Source organism: Stenotrophomonas sp. NPDC077420 (genome assembly GCF_044543385.1).
Classification (GTDB): domain Bacteria; phylum Pseudomonadota; class Gammaproteobacteria; order Xanthomonadales; family Xanthomonadaceae; genus Stenotrophomonas.
This window is the reverse complement of sequence record NZ_JBITVZ010000003.1, coordinates 128,420-144,686: the sequence shown is the minus strand read 5'-3', so window position 1 is coordinate 144,686 and position 16,267 is coordinate 128,420. Positions and strand designations below refer to the sequence as shown.

Genomic DNA, 16,267 nt, shown 5'->3' with positions numbered 1-16,267 from the left:
CCGTCAACGCGGTTGTTTGATCGGCAGGACCAGGCGGAACGTAGAGCCTACGCCCGGGGTGCTGTCCAGGTCGATGCGGCCGTGGTGCTTGTTGATGATGCTGTAGGAAATCGACAGGCCCAGGCCGGTGCCGCTGCCGACCGGCTTGGTGGTGAAGAACGGGTCGAAGATGCGCTGGCGCAGTTCCGGCGAGATGCCGCCGCCGGTGTCTTCGAATTCCACCCACACGTTCTCGCCGTCCACGCCGGTACGCACGGTGATCGTGCCGCGCTCGGCGATGGCATGGCCCGCATTGAGCAGCAGGTTCATGTACACCTGGTTGAGCTCCGAAGGCAGGCACTCCACCAGCGGCAGCTGGCCAAACTCGCGCTTCAGCTCGGCCTTGTACTTCAGCTCGTTCCAGATGATGTTGATGGTCGATTCCAGCCCCGCATGCAGGTCGACCAGCTTCCACGACTCGTCGCGGCCGGAGTAGGAGAAATCCTTCAGGTCGCGCACGATGCGCGTTACCCGCTCGATGCCCTCGCGCGATTCGGCCATCAGCTGCGGCAGGTCGCGGCTGATGAAATCGATGTCGAACCGCGTGCGGATATCATCGATTTCCGGAATCAACGCCTTCGGGTCCGGGGCGCGCAGGGCACGCTCGTACGCTTCGATCACCGTGAACAGACTGCGCAGGTACTCCTGCAGGCTGCCCAGGTTCGAATGCACGTAGCCGATGGGGTTGTTGATCTCGTGCGCCACGCCTGCGGCCAGCTGGCCGATCGAGGCCATCTTCTCGGACTGCAGCAGCTTCTCCTGGGTACCGTTGAGGCGCAGGTATGCCTGGCGCAGCTCCGCGTGGCGCTGCTGCAGTTCGCGTTCGTAGTCTTCCTGGCCCTCGATGCGGCGGAACAGCGCCAGGTAATGACGGCGACCGGCGTCTTCCTGATCGTAGAGGTGCACGATCACCATTCGCTCACCGACCGGCAGGCTGCCGTTCCAGTGGCCATGCTGGCGCGCGTGTTCCAGCGCATCGGGCGGCAACAGCTGGCGCAGCCACTGCGCCGGGTCCAGCGCGGGCGCTGCTTGTGCGGTGGCGTCGGTCTCGGTCTGGCCTAGCATCGCCCGCACCGCTGCATTGGCCACGGCTATCGATCCGTCTTCACGGAACAGCAGCACGCCTTCGTTGATGCGCTCGAACAGCGCCAGCAGGACCGGCTGCGGGGGCAGCGGCGCGGTGACAAACGTAGATGACAAGGTCACGGTCACGTCGGGGGCAGTTGGAACAGGTGCCCACTATATCCGGCTTGGACGGATTGCGATTGCCGGGCAGAGCCCGGGACTACGCTACGGCGAGGGGGCGGCGGACGTGCAGCGTGTTGGACTGGCCCTTGGCGTCGTAGGCCGCGGACGATTCGCTGCGGCCCAGCTGGCGCAGCGCCCAGTCGACCTCACGACGGCGGCGCGCCAGCAGCACACCGTTGGCGCGGTTGCGCTCGGCAAGTTCCTGCAGTCGTTGGTTCTGCCCCACCGGCAGCACCTGCTCCAGCGCACGAAGCGCCTCGAGCTTCGCGCTGGTGGCGCGGATCAGCGACTGCACGTCATGCTCCACCAATGCCTGGCGTTCGACGTCCAGGGCATCGCTCAGGCGCTGCAGCGGCTCGCTCATGGCCAGCTTCATCCCTGCAGCTGCTGGTCCAGTTCAAGCATGCGCGAGGCGATCGCGTCCGGATTGATCTTGTAGGTGCCGTTCTGCAGCGACTCGCGCACGGCCTGCACACGGCCGGCGTCGATGGCCGGGGCCGCGCTCAGCTCGCGCTGCATGGCCTGCAGGCTGGTCGCTTCGCCGGTCAGCCGCAGGCTGTCGGCGGCTTCCACCGGCCGGGTCGGGGCATCGGTGCTGACGCTGGGCTTGTTTCCCGGCGCAATGCTGCGCAGATGGGCGGTCGCCTGCAGGGTGCCGTCGATTTTCTGGCTCATGGAGTAGTCCTGGGAGTTACGGTTCACAAGGGATAACGGCACTCGGGCCGCCATCTTTAGGAAAATTTCCGGGTCGGAGTGGTCAGCGCGTCACAAAAACGTCGCCGGAAGCCGCCACCGTACCCTGTACCACCTTGCGTGACGACAGATTCTCGACCGACACGCGTTCATTTTCACCGGCATCGGCCAGCGCCTTGCCGGCCACCCGGACTTCCACCCCGCCAAAGCGGGACACCAACGCCACGCTGTCGCCACGGCGAATGAGACGCTGCGCGACCAGGTCATTGGCCGACAGCAGGCTGCCGGCACTCAAGGTGCGCCGGGCCACCCGCCCCACCGCCGCAGCCGGGTCGGCCAGGGCCGCGCCGGCGATCCGGGCCACGTCACGCTGCGCGGTTGTGATATCGGCCGCGCCCAGGGTTTCTCCAGCGGCGATGCCTCGATTGAGGATCAGCACGGTCTGGTTGCGCCGTACCTTGACCGGCACGAACAGGCGCCAGCCCCCCGCGTCCGGGCAGCTCACCTCGACCGTACTGGTGCCGGTCGGCTGGGCGCGCAGGCCCTGGCCACAGGCCGGCAGCCGCAGCGCCGAATCCAGGGTGGTGTCGCCTTCGCTGCCTGCCGGCAGCGTGGACAGCGCCGCAGCGCGGATGCTTTCCACCGGCTGCCAGGCCCCGGCCGCATGGGTCGGAGGCGGCGCCAGCCCGACCAGGGCGGTCAGCAGGATGGCGATATAGATACGCATGGCGGCTCCACGGACAGGCACATGCGCAGCGTCCTGCAAGCGGCGTGCCGTTGCCGCGCTGCGGATCGCCCTCAAGGGACGGCCAGGCGCGCCGATACCGTGTCCATGTCACATGACCTGCTCAACCGCATCGATCAGCGCACCCGCCTGGCGGGCCACAACCGGCTCGCCCTGCTGTTGTTCCGCCTGGGCGGACGTCAGCTTTTTGGCGTGAATGTGTTCAAGGTGCAGGAAGTCCTGCGCCGCCCGGACCTGTTCCAGGTACCAGGCCTGCCCGGCCAGTTCGCCGGCGTGGCCGACGTGCGGGGCCGCTCGGTGCCGGTGCTGGACCTGGGGCTGGCCATCGGCCACCCCGAACGCGAGCCGGACGCCGACAAAGCCCCGGGCTACCTGGTGGTGACCGAATTCAACCGCTCGATCCAGGGCTTCCTGGTGAGCGGGGTTGAACGCATCGTCAATATCGCGGTGGAAGACATCCATCCGCCGCCGGAACTGGGCGCCGAATCGAGCTACCTGACCGCGGTCACCCGCTTCCAGGGCGAGCTGATCCAGGTGATCGACGTGGAAAGCGTACTGGCCGACATCGCCCAGGTGCGTGGCGAGGCAGTGCTTGACCCGTCGATGTCGCTGCCCGCCGGCGCCCCGCAGCTGCAGGTGCTGGTGGTGGACGACTCGCGCGTGGCCCGCCAGCAGATCCGCAGCGTGCTGGACCAGCTGGGGGTGGGCGCCACCCTGCTCTCGGACGGCAAGCAGGCGCTGGACCACCTGATCCAGATCCACGCCTCCGGTGAGAATCCCGCCGAACGCTATGCCATGGTGATCTCGGACATCGAGATGCCGGCCATGGACGGCTATACCCTGACGACGGAAATCCGTCGCCACCCGGGCCTGGCGGGCCTGTACGTGCTGCTGCACACCTCCCTGTCGGGCGTGTTCAACAACGCCATGGTCGAACGGGTCGGCGCCAACGCCTTTGTGGCCAAGTATTCCCCCCACGAGCTGGCCGATTTCGTCCTCGACCGCCTGCGCAGGGTCGCCGAGGCGGCGTAACGCGGACGGATCAGGCCCCCGCCACCCCGATGGGCCCACAATGAAACGAACCTCGGCCCCCGTCCCCACGTAACAATTCGTGGGGTCCACGCCCTGCGTGGACATCGCGCGCAGCGCGACCCGAGGCGCCGGCGCCTGTCACACAATGGCGCCCCAGCCCTGCATCCGGGCGTACCCCAACCGAAGCCGCCCCCCGTTCTGGCACGCCCCTTGCAGCCTCCCCCACATCGACCCGTGGGAGAGCGCCATGCCCAACCTGATTTCCGACTACCTGGGTGTCCATGCCCAGGCCATGCCGTTGCGCGAGCAGCGCATGAAGCTGATCGCCAGCAACCTGAGCAATGCCGACACCCCCGGCTACAAGGCCCAGGACCTGGACTTCGACGCCGCGCTGCGCAATGCCCAGGGCCTGGACAGCACCGGGCTGATGAAGACCACCAGTGAGCAGCACTACGCCATCGGCGGTGGCCTCAACCCGTTCCAGATCACCAAGGAAGGCGTGCAGCCGAGCATCGACGGCAATACCGTCGATCCGGATGCCGAGCGCGCCGCCTACGGCCGCGCCGCGCTGGAGTACCGCGCCTCGCTGAGCTTCGTCGAATCCAAGGTGCGCTCCATGCTCACCGCGATCACGGGGCAATAAGCCATGAGCAACCTGCCCATTTTCGATATCGCCGGCTCCGCGCTGCAGGCGCAGTCGGTGCGCATGAGCACGCTGGCCTCCAACCTCTCCAACGCCGACACGATTACCGGCTCGGCCGACACCGTGTACAAGCCGCTGGAGCCGATCTTCCAGGCCGTCACCAGCCGCACCGACCCGAACATCACCACGGTGCAGGTCAAGGAGATCAGCCAGAGCGACGCCGCGCCGATCAAGCGCTACGAGCCCGGCCACCCGCTGGCCGACGGCGACGGCTACATCTACCAGCCCGACGTCGACCCGGTTGCGCAGATGGTCAACCTGATCTCGACCTCGCGCAATTACCAGGCCGGCGTGGAGATGCTCACCACCGCCAAGGAACTGGCGCTGGCCACCCTGACCATGGGTCGCTGACCCTTCTTATTGCAGGACTCCCCGCGATGACCACGACCACCGGCGTCGGCAACACCGACATCTACAGCGCCTTGGGCCTGAACGCACCCAACAGCACCACGACCAAGAAGAAAGACACGCTGGACCAGGCCGACTTCATGCGCCTGATGACCGAGCAGCTGCAGCACCAGGACCCGCTCAAGCCGATGGACAACACCCAGATGGTGGCGCAGATGGCGCAGCTGTCGCAGGTGCAGGGCATCACCGACCTCAATACCACGGTCAAGGGCTTCCAGGAGTCGATGGCCGGCGACCAGGTACTGCGGGGCGCGGCGCTGGTCGGCCACGACGTGCTGGTGCCCTCGGCGAAGTGGCAGCTGGAAACCGAGGGCGACACCAGCGGCATGGTCGCCGCGCCGGGCGCCGGCTACGTCACCGTGGACATCACCGATGCCAACGGCGTCAAGGTCACCCAGCTCAGCGTGGAAGCCAAGCAGGCCGGCGAAGTGACTTTCGACTGGGACGGCAAGGATGCCAACGGCAACCGCATGGCCGCCGGCAGCTACAGCATCACCGCCACCCACACCGACACCGCCGGTACACAGACCAAGATCAACACCTACGTCGAAGCACCGGTGGAGAGCGTCACCGTGGGCTCGGACGGCCTGTACCTCAACCTCAAGGGCCTGGGCACGGCCCCGATCGACTACGTGCTGCGCGTCAGCTGAGTCCCTTCGTCACGCATCCAAGGAGAACCCCATGGGCTTCAACATTTCGCTGTCCGGCATCAATGCCGCCAACGCCGACCTGAACGTCACCGCCAACAACATCGCCAACGTCAACACCACCGGCTTCAAGGAATCGCGCTCGGAATTCGCGGACCTGTTCTCGGCCACCAGCTACGGCCTGTCCAAGAACGCGATCGGCTCGGGCGTGCGCCTGACCAACGTCGCCCAGCAGTTTTCGCAGGGCAACAACGAGCAGACCGGGCGCAGCCTGGACATGGCCATTTCCGGTGAGGGCTTCTTCACCATGAACATGAACGGTGCGCGGGTGTACTCGCGTGCGGGCAACTTCCAGACCGACCAGGCCGGTTTCGTGACCAACCCGCAGGGCGCGCGCCTGCAGGTGTTCGCTCCCAATGCAGATGGCACCAGCTTCGACAGCGGCCGCCTCACCGACCTGCAGCTGCTCACCACCGACAGCCCGCCCAAGCAGACCGGCAAGGTCAACGTGGCCTTCACCCTGCCGGCCAACGCCAAGCAGCCGACCCTGGCCACCTTCGACCCGACCGATTCCAACAGCTACAACCAGTCCACCGGCGGCATCACCGTGTACGACTCGCTGGGCGTGAGCCACACCCAGACCTCGTACTTCGTCAAGACCGCCAACGTCAACGAATGGCAGGTCTACAACTATGTCGACGGCCAGGCCGTGGGCACGCCCACCACGCTGAGCTTCAACGACGCCGGCGCGCTGACCAACCCGGCCAACGGCCAGATCGTGATGGACCCGTTCACCCCGACCACCGGCGCCGGCACCCTGGCGATGACCCTGGACGTGACCGGGTCGACCCAGTACGGCGAGAAGTTCGCGCTGCGCAACACCCAGCAGGACGGTTACGCGGCCGGCAAGCTCAACGAGATCACCGTGTCCGAAGAAGGCGTGGTCTATGCCCGTTACAGCAACGGCGACGACAAGCCGCTCGGCCAGGTCGCGCTGACCACCTTCAACAATGCACAGGGCCTGGAAGCCAAGGGCAACAACCTGTGGGTGGAAACCTTCAATTCCGGTACGCCGCGCACCGGGGCGCCGGACAGTTCCAACCTGGGCAAGGTGCAGGCCGGTTCGCTGGAAGCGTCCACGGTCGACCTGACCGAACAGCTGGTCAACATGATCACCGCCCAACGCAATTTCCAGGCCAACTCGCAGATGGTCTCGACCATGGACCAGATCACCCAGACCATCATCAACATCCGTTGATGAGCCACTGACCGCAGCAGCGCAGGACGACCCCCATGGACAAGGCCCTCTACGTCGCGATGACCGGTGCACGCGCTTCCCTGCAGGCGCAGGGCACGCTGTCGCACAACCTGGCCAACACCGATACCCCCGGATTCAAGGAGGCGCTGGCCAATACCGAGGCGTTCCCGATCAAGGGCAACGGTTACGCCTCGCGCGTGGACGCCCTGCACGTGGACGCCGGCTTCAACCGCCGCCAGGGCGCGCAGCTGATCACCGGCAACGCGCTGGACCTGTCGCTGGACGCGGGCAACTGGCTCGCCGTGCAGGCGCCGGCCGGCGGCGGTGAGGCCTATACGCGGGGCGCCGCGCTGTCGATCACCCCGAATGGCCAGCTGGTGACCGCCGGTGGCCACCCGGTGCTGGATGAAAACGGCGCGCCCATCGCGGTGCCGCCGCACCAGGCGATGGACATCGGCAATGACGGCACCATCTCCATCATCCCGCAGGGCGAAGGCCCGCAGACCATGGCGGTGATCGGCCGCCTGCGCGTGGTTGCCGCCGAGGATGCACGGCTGGAGCGCGGCCTGGACGGCCTGATGCGCAACACCGACCCGCAGCAGCCGTTCGTACAGGCCCAGGGCAAGTCGCTGGACAGCGGCCAGCTGGAAGGCAGCAACGTCGACGCCGCCGGCGCGCTGGTGCAGATGATCCAGCTGCAGCGGCAGTACGAAATGCAGGTGAAGGTGATCAAGCACGGCGACGACAACGCCCGCAGCGCCAACGCCCTGCTGCGCCTGGGTAGCTGAGCGGCACCCCCGACGTAATCCTGGCGCGGTTGTGGCACGCGCCATGCATCAGCCAGGACAACGGCCACTTCCGGTGGCCACCCGCACCAACACAGGAACACCGCCATGAACCAGGCATTGTGGATCGCCAAGACCGGACTGGATGCGCAGCAGACGCGCATGTCGGTGGTGTCCAACAACCTCGCCAACACCAACACGACCGGCTTCAAGCAGGACCGTGCCAGCTTCGAAGACCTGCTGTACCAGCAGGTCCGCCAGCCCGGCGGTTCGTCGTCGGCGCAGACCCAGTTGCCGACCGGCCTGCAGCTGGGTACCGGCGTGCGCGTGGTCGCCACCTCGAAGAACTTCGAGCAGGGCAGCCAGCAGCAGACCGGCCGCGCACTGGACGTGATGGTCAACGGCCGTGGTTTCTTCGAGGTGCAGATGCCCGACGGCTCCTCGGCCTACACCCGTGACGGCTCGTTCCAGCGCAACCAGCAGGGCGAGCTGGTCACCAACAGCGGCTACCCGGTGCAGCCAGGCATCCAGATTCCCGAAGGCGCGCAGTCGCTGACCATCGGCACCGACGGCACCATCAGCGTGAAGATGGCCGATGACGCCGCGTCGGTCGAAATCGGGGCGCTGACCCTGACCGACTTCGTCAATCCGGCCGGCCTGCAGGCCCGGGGCGAGAACCTGTTCCTGGAAACCACCGCCTCCGGTCCGGCACAGAACGGCAATCCCGGCCTGAACGGCCTCGGCAGCGTGGTCCAGGGCGCGCTGGAAGGCAGCAACGTCAACGTCGTGGAAGAGCTGGTGTCGATGATCGAAACCCAGCGCGCCTACGAAATGAATGCCAAGGCCATTTCCACCACCGACTCCATGCTCGGTTACCTCAACAACAACGTCTGATCGGTTTGACCCGGGACCCCGCCATGCTGCCTCTCACCCCTGCCCTTCGCCTGCTCTCCGCTGCCAGCGTGGTCGCCCTGCTGGGCGGCTGCGTGATCGCCGGCGACGTCCGCCCGTACCCGGCCATGGCCCCGGTGGTTCCCGTCGTTGCCCCGAGTGCCCCGGCCACCGCCGGCGCCATCTATGCCGCCGGCCCCGGCCTGCAGCTGTATTCGGACCGGCGCGCCCGCGATGTCGGCGACCTGCTGACCATCACCCTGACCGAAAGCACCACCGCGCAGACCACCGCCAACACCAGCACCGACAAGGAATCCAACCTGGCGCTGGGTACCCCGACCCTGTTCGGCGCACCGGTGACGCTGGGCGGCAAGGACATCCTGAGCGCCACCGCGGCCGGTTCGCGCGACTTCACCGGCAAGGGCAGCAGCGCGCAGAGCAACCGGCTGCAGGGCAGCGTGACCGTCACCGTGATGCAGCGCCTGCCCAACGGCAACCTGGTGGTCCAGGGCGCCAAGAACCTGCGCCTGAACCAGGGCGATGAACTGGTGCAGGTGCAGGGCATCGTGCGCGCGGCGGATATCAATCCCGACAACACCATTGCCTCCAGCCGCGTGGCCGATGCGCGCATCGTCTACGGCGGTCGCGGTCCCGTGGCCCAGTCCAATGCGATGGGCTGGTTGAGCCGGTTCTTCAACTCGGCGCTGGTGCCGTTCTGAGGTTGATGATGAAATTTCTTCTTCGGTTGGTTGTTCAGCCACGCACGGCGTGGCTCTACGCCGTTCTTGCCTCCCTTTTCTGCATCGCGCCGGCCTCGGCTGAGCGGATCAAGGACCTGGCCCAGGTGGGCGGCGTGCGCGGCAATGCGCTGGTCGGCTACGGCCTGGTGGTGGGTCTGGATGGCAGCGGCGACCGCACCAGCCAGGCACCGTTTACCGTGCAGAGCCTGAAGAACCTGCTGGGCGAGCTGGGCGTGAACGTGCCGGCCAACGTCAACCCGCAGTTGAAGAATGTAGCTGCCGTGGCGATCCACGCCGAGCTGCCGCCCTTCGCCAAGCCGGGCCAGCCGATCGACATCACCGTGTCGTCGATCGGCAACGCGGTGTCGCTGCGCGGCGGTTCGCTGCTGATGGCGCCGCTGCGCGGCGCCGATGGCCAGGTCTACGCCATCGCCCAGGGCAACCTGGTGGTGGGCGGCTTCGGCGCCCAGGGCAAGGACGGGTCGCGGGTGTCGGTGAACGTGCCCAGCGTGGGCCGCATTCCCAACGGCGCCACGGTCGAGCGCGCCCTGCCCGACGTGTTCAGCGCCGGTGGCGACATCACCCTGAACCTGCACAAGAACGACTTCACCACCGTCTCGCGCATGGTGGCCGCACTGAACAACGCGTTCGGGGAAGGCGCGGCGCGCGCGATCGACGGCGTCACCGTCGCCGTGCAGTCGCCCAGCGATCCTGGTGCCCGCATCGGCCTGCTGGCGCGCATCGAGAACCTGGAACTCACCCCCGGCAGTGCACCGGCCAAGGTGGTGGTCAATTCGCGCACCGGTACCGTGGTGATCGGCGCGCAGGTCCGGGTCGGGGCCGCGGCGATCTCGCATGGCTCGCTGACCGTGACCATCAACGAAAACACCAACGTCAGCCAGCCCAATGCCTTCGCCGGTGGCCAGACCGTGGCCACGCCGCAGTCCACCATCACCGCCACCAACGACGGCAGCCGCATGTTCAAGTTCAACGGCGGCAGCACGCTCGACGAGATCGTGCATGCGGTCAACGCGGTGGGCGCGGCGCCGGGCGATCTGATCGCCATCCTGGAGGCGCTCAAGCAGGCCGGCGCGCTCAGCGCCGAGCTCGAGGTGATCTGATGCGCATCCAACCGTCGCTGGAACTCAACCCGGCCCAGGCCAACAGTCCGGCGAAGGTCGACAAGGTCGCGCGCCAGCTGGAAGGTCAGTTCGCGCAGATGCTGGTCAAGAGCATGCGCGATGCCAGCTTCGGCGATTCGCTGCTGCCCGGCGAGAACACCATGTTCCGCGACATGTACGACCAGAAGATCGCCGAGGCGATGACCCGCGGGCGCGGCCTGGGGCTGTCGGCGATGATCGCGCGCCAGCTCGGCGGCGGCGGCACCGAGGCCATCCCGCCTACCGACACCCGCCTCGATCCTGCGGCGGCACTGCGCGCCTACCGGCTCAATGCACCGGCCGCCGCGCCCATGGCCCTGCCCGCTGCCGGCGCGGCGCCGTCCGCGCCGAGCGAAGTGGACCTGCTGCAGCAGCTCGGCGGCAGCACGCCGTCGGCCGTGCTGCAGCCGATGGAACGCGCACTGGACCTGATCGCCGGGCGTGAAAGCAGCCAGATGCACGAGGCGATCGGGCGCAGCGATCCGTACGGCGCCGTGCCGGCCGACGCCGCCAGCGCGAACTGGGCGATGGCCGACGACCGGTGGCGCGATGTCGGTGCCACCGCATCGGCCAGCCCCGGTCCCAGCGCGGTCGACACCCTGGCCGGCAACACCGCTGCCGCACAGCTCGGCCCGCACACCCCGGAAGGTTTCGTGGCCAGCATCTGGGGCCACGCGCAACACGCCGCGCGCGAGCTCGGCGTGGACGCCAAGGCGCTGGTCGCCCAGGCCGCGCTGGAAACCGGCTGGGGCCGCAAGCTGGTGCAGCGCAATGGCGGCGGCAGCTCGCACAACCTGTTCGGGATCAAGGCCAGCGGCTGGAGCGGCGAACGCGCCACCAGCGGCACCCACGAATACGTGGACGGGGTCCGCCGCAACGAAACCGCCAGCTTCCGCGCCTATGGTTCGGTGGGCGACAGCTTTGCCGACTACGTGAAACTGCTCAAGAACAGCCCGCGCTACCAGAACGCGCTGCAGGCCGGCGCCGACGTGCGCGGCTTTGCCCAGGGCCTGCAGCGGGCCGGTTACGCGACCGACCCGGGCTACGCGGCCAAGATCGCCGCGATCGCCGGCGGCCCGACCATCGAGCGCGCCATCGCCGCCGTGGGCGACGCCAGCCAGCGCCTGGGCCGCACCTTTGCCAGTACCGCCAGCCCTGCCGGGCTGGGGGCAATCCGTCGTTGAGGTAACCCATGTCCGTACTTTCCACCGGCACCAGCGCCCTGCTCGCCTTCCAGCGCGCACTGGCCACCACCAGCCATAACGTCGCCAACATCAACACCCCCGGCTACAGCCGGCAGAAGGTGGACTTCGCCACCGCCAGCCCGCAGAACCTGGGCTATGGCGATATCGGCAACGGCACCCGCATCACCGACGTGCGCCGCGTGGCCGACCAGCTGGCGATCTCGCGGCTGCTGGACAGCAGCGGCGAGCTGGCGCGGTTGAAGCAGCTTTCGAGCATGGCCGACCGGGTGGACGCGATGTTCTCCGACACCGCCACCAATGTGTCGGGGGTGTGGTCGAATTTCTTCGACACCGTCAGCGGCCTGTCGTCGAATGCCTCGGGCACTTCCGACCGTCAGAACATGCTCGACGGCGGCAAGACCCTGGCCAGCCGCTTCCAGCAGCTCAACGGCCAGCTCGACACCCTCAATGGCGAGGTCAACAACGGGCTGATCGCCGGCGCCACCGAAGTAAACCGGCTGGCCGCGGAGATCGCCCAGCTCAACGGCGCGATCGGCAGCAACGCCAATACCGCCGCGCCCGACCTGCTCGACCGCCGCGACGCCCTGGTCGCCAACCTGATCGGCTACACCGGCGGCACCGCGGTGATCCAGGACGGCGGCTTCATGAACGTCTACACCGCCGGCGGCCAGCCGCTGGTGGTGGGCACCACGGCGAGCAAGGTCACCACCGTCACCGACCCGTACCAGCCCGAGCGCCTCCAGCTGGCACTGGAAACCCAGGGCCAGAAGCTGACCCTGGACCCGAAGATCCTGGGCGGCCAGATCGGCGGCCTGCTCGAGTTCCGTGAGACCGTGCTCACCCCCACCCAGGCCGAACTGGGCAAGCTCGCCATCGGCCTGGCCAGCAGCTTCAACGAGGTGCACCGCCAGGGCGCGGACCTGTACGGCAACCTGGGCGGCGACTTCTTCAACATCGGCAGCCCGCGCGTCACCAGCAACGCCAACAACACCGGCACCGCGCGCATGAGCGCCAGCTTCGGCGACCTGTCGAAGCTGGACGGGCAGAACGTGGTGCTGAAGTTCGACGGCAGCCAGTGGCAGGCCACCCGCGCCGACACCGGCGCCGCGATTCCGATGACCGGCACCGGCAGCGCCACCGACCCGCTGGTCATCAATGGCGTCGCGCTGGTGATGAGCGGCACCCCCGCCGCCGACGACCGCATGCTGCTGCAGCCCACCGCCGGCGTGGCCGGCACGATGTCGGTGGCCATCGCCGATACCTCGCGCATTGCCGCCGCCGCGCCGGTAAAGGGCAACGCGGCGCTCTCCAACAGCGGCACCGGCAAGCTCACGGGGGTCAAGGTCACCGACCCGGCCAACCCGGCGCTGCGCACGCCATCGGCGATCGTGTTCACCAGCGGCACCGAGTACACCCTCGACGGAAATGGTCCGTTCACCTATACCGCAGGCCAGACCATCAGCGCCAACGGCTGGAGCTTCGTGCTCGACGGTGCGCCCAAGGCCGGCGACACCTTCACCATGGGCCCCACCCCGGCCGGTTCTTCGGACAACAGCACCGCCCTGCTGCTGGCCAAGGTGGAACAGGCCAAGGCCTTCAACGACGGCACGGTGACCCTGGGCGGTGCGCTGGGCGGGCTGACCACCCAGGTGGGCGCCGCCGCGCGCTCGGCCGACTACTCGCTGCAGGCGCAGCAGGTGATCACCGACCAGGCCCAGTCCGCCCGCGATGCGGTGTCCGGGGTCAACCTGGATGAGGAAGCCGCCGACATGCTGCGCCTGCAACAGGCCTACCAGGCGGCGTCGCAGCTGATTTCCACCGCGGACAACATGTTCCAGACCATTCTCGGAGCCGTGAGCCGATGAACAACCGCATCTCCACCGGGATGATGTTCCAGCAGTCGGTGTCGCTGATGATGGCCAAGCAGGCCAAGATGAGCCACCTGGAGCAGCAGATCGCCACCGGCCGCCGCCTGGTCACCGCCAAGGACGACCCGGTCGCCTCCGGCGCCGCCGTGGGCCTGGACCGCACCCTTGCCGCGCTGGAACGCATGGAACTCAATGCCGGCAACGTGCAGAACCGGCTCGGTTTGCAGGAAAACGCGCTGGCCCAGGTCGGCGACATGATGGGCCGCATCACCGAACTGACCGTCTACGCCAACAATCCGGCGCTGGCGGCGTCGGACAAGCAGTCGATGGTCACGGAAATCGAAGCGATCCGCGGCAACCTGCTGGCCCTGGCCAACAGCACCGACGGCACCGGGCGTTATCTGTTTGGCGGCACCGCCGACGGCAGCCCCCCGTTCAGCCAGGTCGACGGAAAGGTGGTCTACAACGGCGACCAGAACCAGCGCCAGGTCGAAGTGGGCCCGGATACCTACGTGCTGGATGCCCTGCCCGGCAGCGAGATCTTCCTGCGCATCGGCACCGGCGATGGCCATGTGGACGGGGCCGCGCATAGCGCCAACACCGGTACCGGCGTGCTCACCAACGTGACCCGCGACGGCAGCGACAGCTGGAACGGGCAGGCGTTCAGCGTGCGCTTCACCGCCGCGGACCAGTACGAGGTGCTGGACGCCGGGGGCGCGGTGGTGTCCAGCGGCAGCATGAAGGCCGGCGACGACCTGGTGCTCAATGGCGTTCGCCTGCATATCGACGGCGTGCCCGCGGCCGGGGACCGGTTCGAGGTCGGCGCGTCCACCAGCCGCGACATCTTCAGCACCCTGGACGGGTTGATCGGCTCGCTGAAGATGGACACCGGCACGCCGGCGCAGTCGGCGGCGCAGCAGAACCTGCTGCAGGGCGGCCTGCGCGACATCGCGCGGGCGTCGGAGCGGATGATCGACTCACGCGCGGCCGGCGGCGCCCAGCTCAAGGCGCTGGACAACGCGGCGGACATGCGTGAATCGAACACGGTCACGCTCAAGGGCACCCTGTCGCAGATGCGCGACCTGGACTACGCCGATGCGATCAGCCAGTACCAGCTGGAGAGTACCGCGCTGCAGGCGGCACAGACGTTGTTCTCGCAGATGCAGCAGATGTCGTTGTTCAACGTGTTGCGCTGAGCCAGCGCTTCCCCCTTCGAAGAGCCCCCTTGGCCGCGATGCTTGTGCATCGCGGCCTTTTTCGTTTCTGGCGGCAGGGGATGGCTGTTCAGCCACGCAGGGCGTGCCTCTACCTGCCGTCGTGGGCCTCTGGAAACCTGAATGAAATTTCCGGCTAAAGGTTGTTGACAAAGCGCCGTTATTCATTTGGCAACCACGAAGCACACAGCCAAACAAAAACAAACGGCGGCGCTTCGTTTCATTCCAGCACCGGGATTCCAATAAGGGAGACGACCCATGGCACAGGTAATCAACACCAATACGATGTCGCTCAACGCTCAGCGCAACCTGAGCACCAGCGGCAGCTCGCTCGCTACCACCATCCAGCGCCTGTCGTCCGGTCTGCGCATCAACAGCGCGAAAGACGACGCCGCCGGCCTGGCCATCTCCGAGCGCTTCGGCACCCAGATCCGCGGCACCGACGTCGCGATCCGCAATGCCAACGACGGCATCTCGCTGGCCCAGGTCGCCGAAGGCGCGCTGAGCGAGATCGGCAACAACCTGCAGCGCGTGCGTGAACTGGCGGTGCAGGCCTCCAACGCCACCAACTCGGCCAGCGACCGCAAGGCGCTGCAGGCCGAAGTGACCCAGCTGGTCAGCGAAATCGACCGCGTCGCCAAGCAGTCCGACTTCAACGGCACCAAGCTGCTGGACGGCAGCTTCACCAGCCAGCTGTTCCAGGTCGGTGCCAACGCCGGCCAGGCCATCGCCATCAACAACGTGGTCGACGCCAAGGCCAGCTCGCTGGGCAACGCCAAGTTCGCGCCGCCGGTCAGCAGCACCGCCGACGTAGGCGTCATCACCGACCTGGCCGGCTTGACCATCAACGGCGTGACCATCGGCACCATCAGCGGCACCACCACCACCGAGTTCGCCGCCTCCGCCGCTGCCCAGATCAACAACCAGATCGGCGAAACCGGTGTCTACGCCGAAGTGGTCACCACCGCCGGCACCCCGGACACCCACCGCCTGAAGCTGACCCCGGTGCAGGCCGACCGCGACCTGGTCATCACCGGCGCCGCCCAGCTGGGCCTGGCCAACTCCACCGCCGCCGCCCCCAGCGCGGTGGCCGCCACCGCCACCGGCAAGGTCGTCCAGGGCCTGGACGTGTCGTCCTACGTTGGTGCGCAGCAGGCGCTGGAAGTGGTCGACAAGGCGCTGGAATCGGTCAACAGCGTGCGCGCCGACCTCGGCGCCATCCAGAACCGCTTCACCTCCGTTGTCGCCAACCTGCAGACCTCCTCGGAAAACCTGTCCGCCTCGCGCAGCCGCATCCGCGATACCGACTTTGCCAAGGAAACCGCAGAACTGACCCGCACCCAGATCCTGCAGCAGGCCGGCACGGCCATGCTGGCCCAGGCCAACCAGGTGCCCCAGAACGTGCTCAGCCTGCTGCAGCGCTGACATGAGCCGCTCCTGAAGCACGTCTCGAGCGTCTGAACCCATACACGTGCATCCGCTCAAGGACCTCTCCTAATGGCACAAGTCATCAACACCAACACGATGTCGTTGAATGCTCAGCGCAACCTGAGCACCAGCGGCAGCTCCCTGGCCACCACCATCCAGCGCCTGTCGTCGGGTTCGCGCATCAACAGCGCCAAGGACGACGC

General features: G+C 67.4%; 17 protein-coding genes and 1 pseudogene. 14 read left to right on the top strand and 4 right to left on the bottom strand.

All coding sequences use genetic code 11. The features are described from left to right. Positions 1-3: 3 nt before the first annotated feature. The 4 genes from ACIGII_RS04350 to flgA form a co-directional block, all read right to left on the bottom strand. A complete protein-coding gene (locus tag ACIGII_RS04350) occupies positions 4-1,251 on the bottom strand; it encodes an ATP-binding protein (protein ID WP_399634056.1) in 1,248 nt (415 codons plus the stop codon). A gap of 73 nt (positions 1,252-1,324) precedes the next feature. Continuing rightward, positions 1,325-1,657, bottom strand: a complete 333-nt coding sequence (locus tag ACIGII_RS04345) for a flagellar protein FlgN (protein ID WP_399634249.1) — start codon at positions 1,655-1,657, stop codon at positions 1,325-1,327. 2 nt (positions 1,658-1,659) lie between these two features. Beyond that, entirely contained in the window at positions 1,660-1,962 is a 303-nt protein-coding gene (flgM, locus tag ACIGII_RS04340; RefSeq protein ID WP_399634058.1) for a flagellar biosynthesis anti-sigma factor FlgM, read from the bottom strand. Positions 1,963-2,044: 82 nt separating this feature from the next. Next, complete coding sequence (flgA, locus tag ACIGII_RS04335) at positions 2,045-2,707, bottom strand: flagellar basal body P-ring formation chaperone FlgA (RefSeq protein WP_399634060.1); 663 nt, start codon at positions 2,705-2,707, stop codon at positions 2,045-2,047. Positions 2,708-2,812: 105 nt separating this feature from the next. On the opposite strand from flgA, the gene ACIGII_RS04330 reads away from it, so the two are divergent. The 14 genes and pseudogenes from ACIGII_RS04330 to ACIGII_RS04265 all read left to right on the top strand — a co-directional run. Then, complete coding sequence (locus ACIGII_RS04330; protein WP_399634251.1) at positions 2,813-3,757, top strand: chemotaxis protein; 945 nt, start codon at positions 2,813-2,815, stop codon at positions 3,755-3,757. A 247-nt stretch (positions 3,758-4,004) separates the two neighbouring features. Continuing rightward, entirely contained in the window at positions 4,005-4,400 is a 396-nt protein-coding gene (gene flgB / locus ACIGII_RS04325; protein ID WP_399634062.1) for a flagellar basal body rod protein FlgB, read from the top strand. Between the two features lie 3 nt (positions 4,401-4,403). Then, a complete protein-coding gene (gene flgC / locus ACIGII_RS04320) occupies positions 4,404-4,811 on the top strand; it encodes a flagellar basal body rod protein FlgC (protein ID WP_399634064.1) in 408 nt (135 codons plus the stop codon). Between the two features lie 26 nt (positions 4,812-4,837). Continuing rightward, positions 4,838-5,518 (top strand): flagellar hook capping FlgD N-terminal domain-containing protein, encoded by a 681-nt coding sequence (locus ACIGII_RS04315; RefSeq protein ID WP_399634066.1) that lies wholly within the window; start codon positions 4,838-4,840, stop codon positions 5,516-5,518. Positions 5,519-5,549: 31 nt separating this feature from the next. After that, positions 5,550-6,773 carry a flagellar hook protein FlgE gene (gene flgE, locus ACIGII_RS04310; protein WP_399634067.1) on the top strand — a complete coding sequence of 408 codons (1,224 nt, stop codon included), beginning with the start codon at positions 5,550-5,552 and terminating at the stop codon, positions 6,771-6,773. 35 nt (positions 6,774-6,808) lie between these two features. After that, entirely contained in the window at positions 6,809-7,561 is a 753-nt protein-coding gene (locus ACIGII_RS04305) for a flagellar basal body rod protein FlgF (protein ID WP_399634069.1), read from the top strand. A 105-nt stretch (positions 7,562-7,666) separates the two neighbouring features. Then, complete coding sequence (flgG, locus tag ACIGII_RS04300; protein ID WP_068851734.1) at positions 7,667-8,452, top strand: flagellar basal-body rod protein FlgG; 786 nt, start codon at positions 7,667-7,669, stop codon at positions 8,450-8,452. A 23-nt stretch (positions 8,453-8,475) separates the two neighbouring features. Then, a complete protein-coding gene (gene flgH / locus ACIGII_RS04295; protein WP_145477710.1) occupies positions 8,476-9,168 on the top strand; it encodes a flagellar basal body L-ring protein FlgH in 693 nt (230 codons plus the stop codon). Between the two features lie 8 nt (positions 9,169-9,176). After that, the gene (locus tag ACIGII_RS04290) at positions 9,177-10,310 is read left to right on the top strand and encodes a flagellar basal body P-ring protein FlgI (RefSeq protein WP_399634072.1); all 1,134 of its coding nucleotides are present in this window, start codon (positions 9,177-9,179) and stop codon (positions 10,308-10,310) included. Continuing rightward, positions 10,310-11,533, top strand: a complete 1,224-nt coding sequence (locus ACIGII_RS04285; RefSeq protein ID WP_399634073.1) for a glucosaminidase domain-containing protein — start codon at positions 10,310-10,312, stop codon at positions 11,531-11,533. Before ACIGII_RS04290 ends, ACIGII_RS04285 begins: the two co-directional genes overlap by 1 nt. A gap of 8 nt (positions 11,534-11,541) precedes the next feature. After that, the gene (flgK, locus tag ACIGII_RS04280) at positions 11,542-13,419 is read left to right on the top strand and encodes a flagellar hook-associated protein FlgK (RefSeq protein WP_399634075.1); all 1,878 of its coding nucleotides are present in this window, start codon (positions 11,542-11,544) and stop codon (positions 13,417-13,419) included. Next, positions 13,416-14,618: a flagellar hook-associated protein FlgL gene (gene flgL, locus ACIGII_RS04275; protein ID WP_314106730.1), complete on the top strand. Its 1,203-nt coding sequence runs from the start codon at positions 13,416-13,418 to the stop codon at positions 14,616-14,618. The genes flgK and flgL overlap by 4 nt, the downstream gene beginning before the upstream one ends. A 276-nt stretch (positions 14,619-14,894) precedes the next feature. Next, positions 14,895-16,061, top strand: a complete 1,167-nt coding sequence (locus tag ACIGII_RS04270; protein ID WP_399634077.1) for a flagellin — start codon at positions 14,895-14,897, stop codon at positions 16,059-16,061. A gap of 72 nt (positions 16,062-16,133) precedes the next feature. Beyond that, positions 16,134-16,267 (top strand): annotated as a pseudogene (locus tag ACIGII_RS04265) (flagellin); the annotation flags it as partial.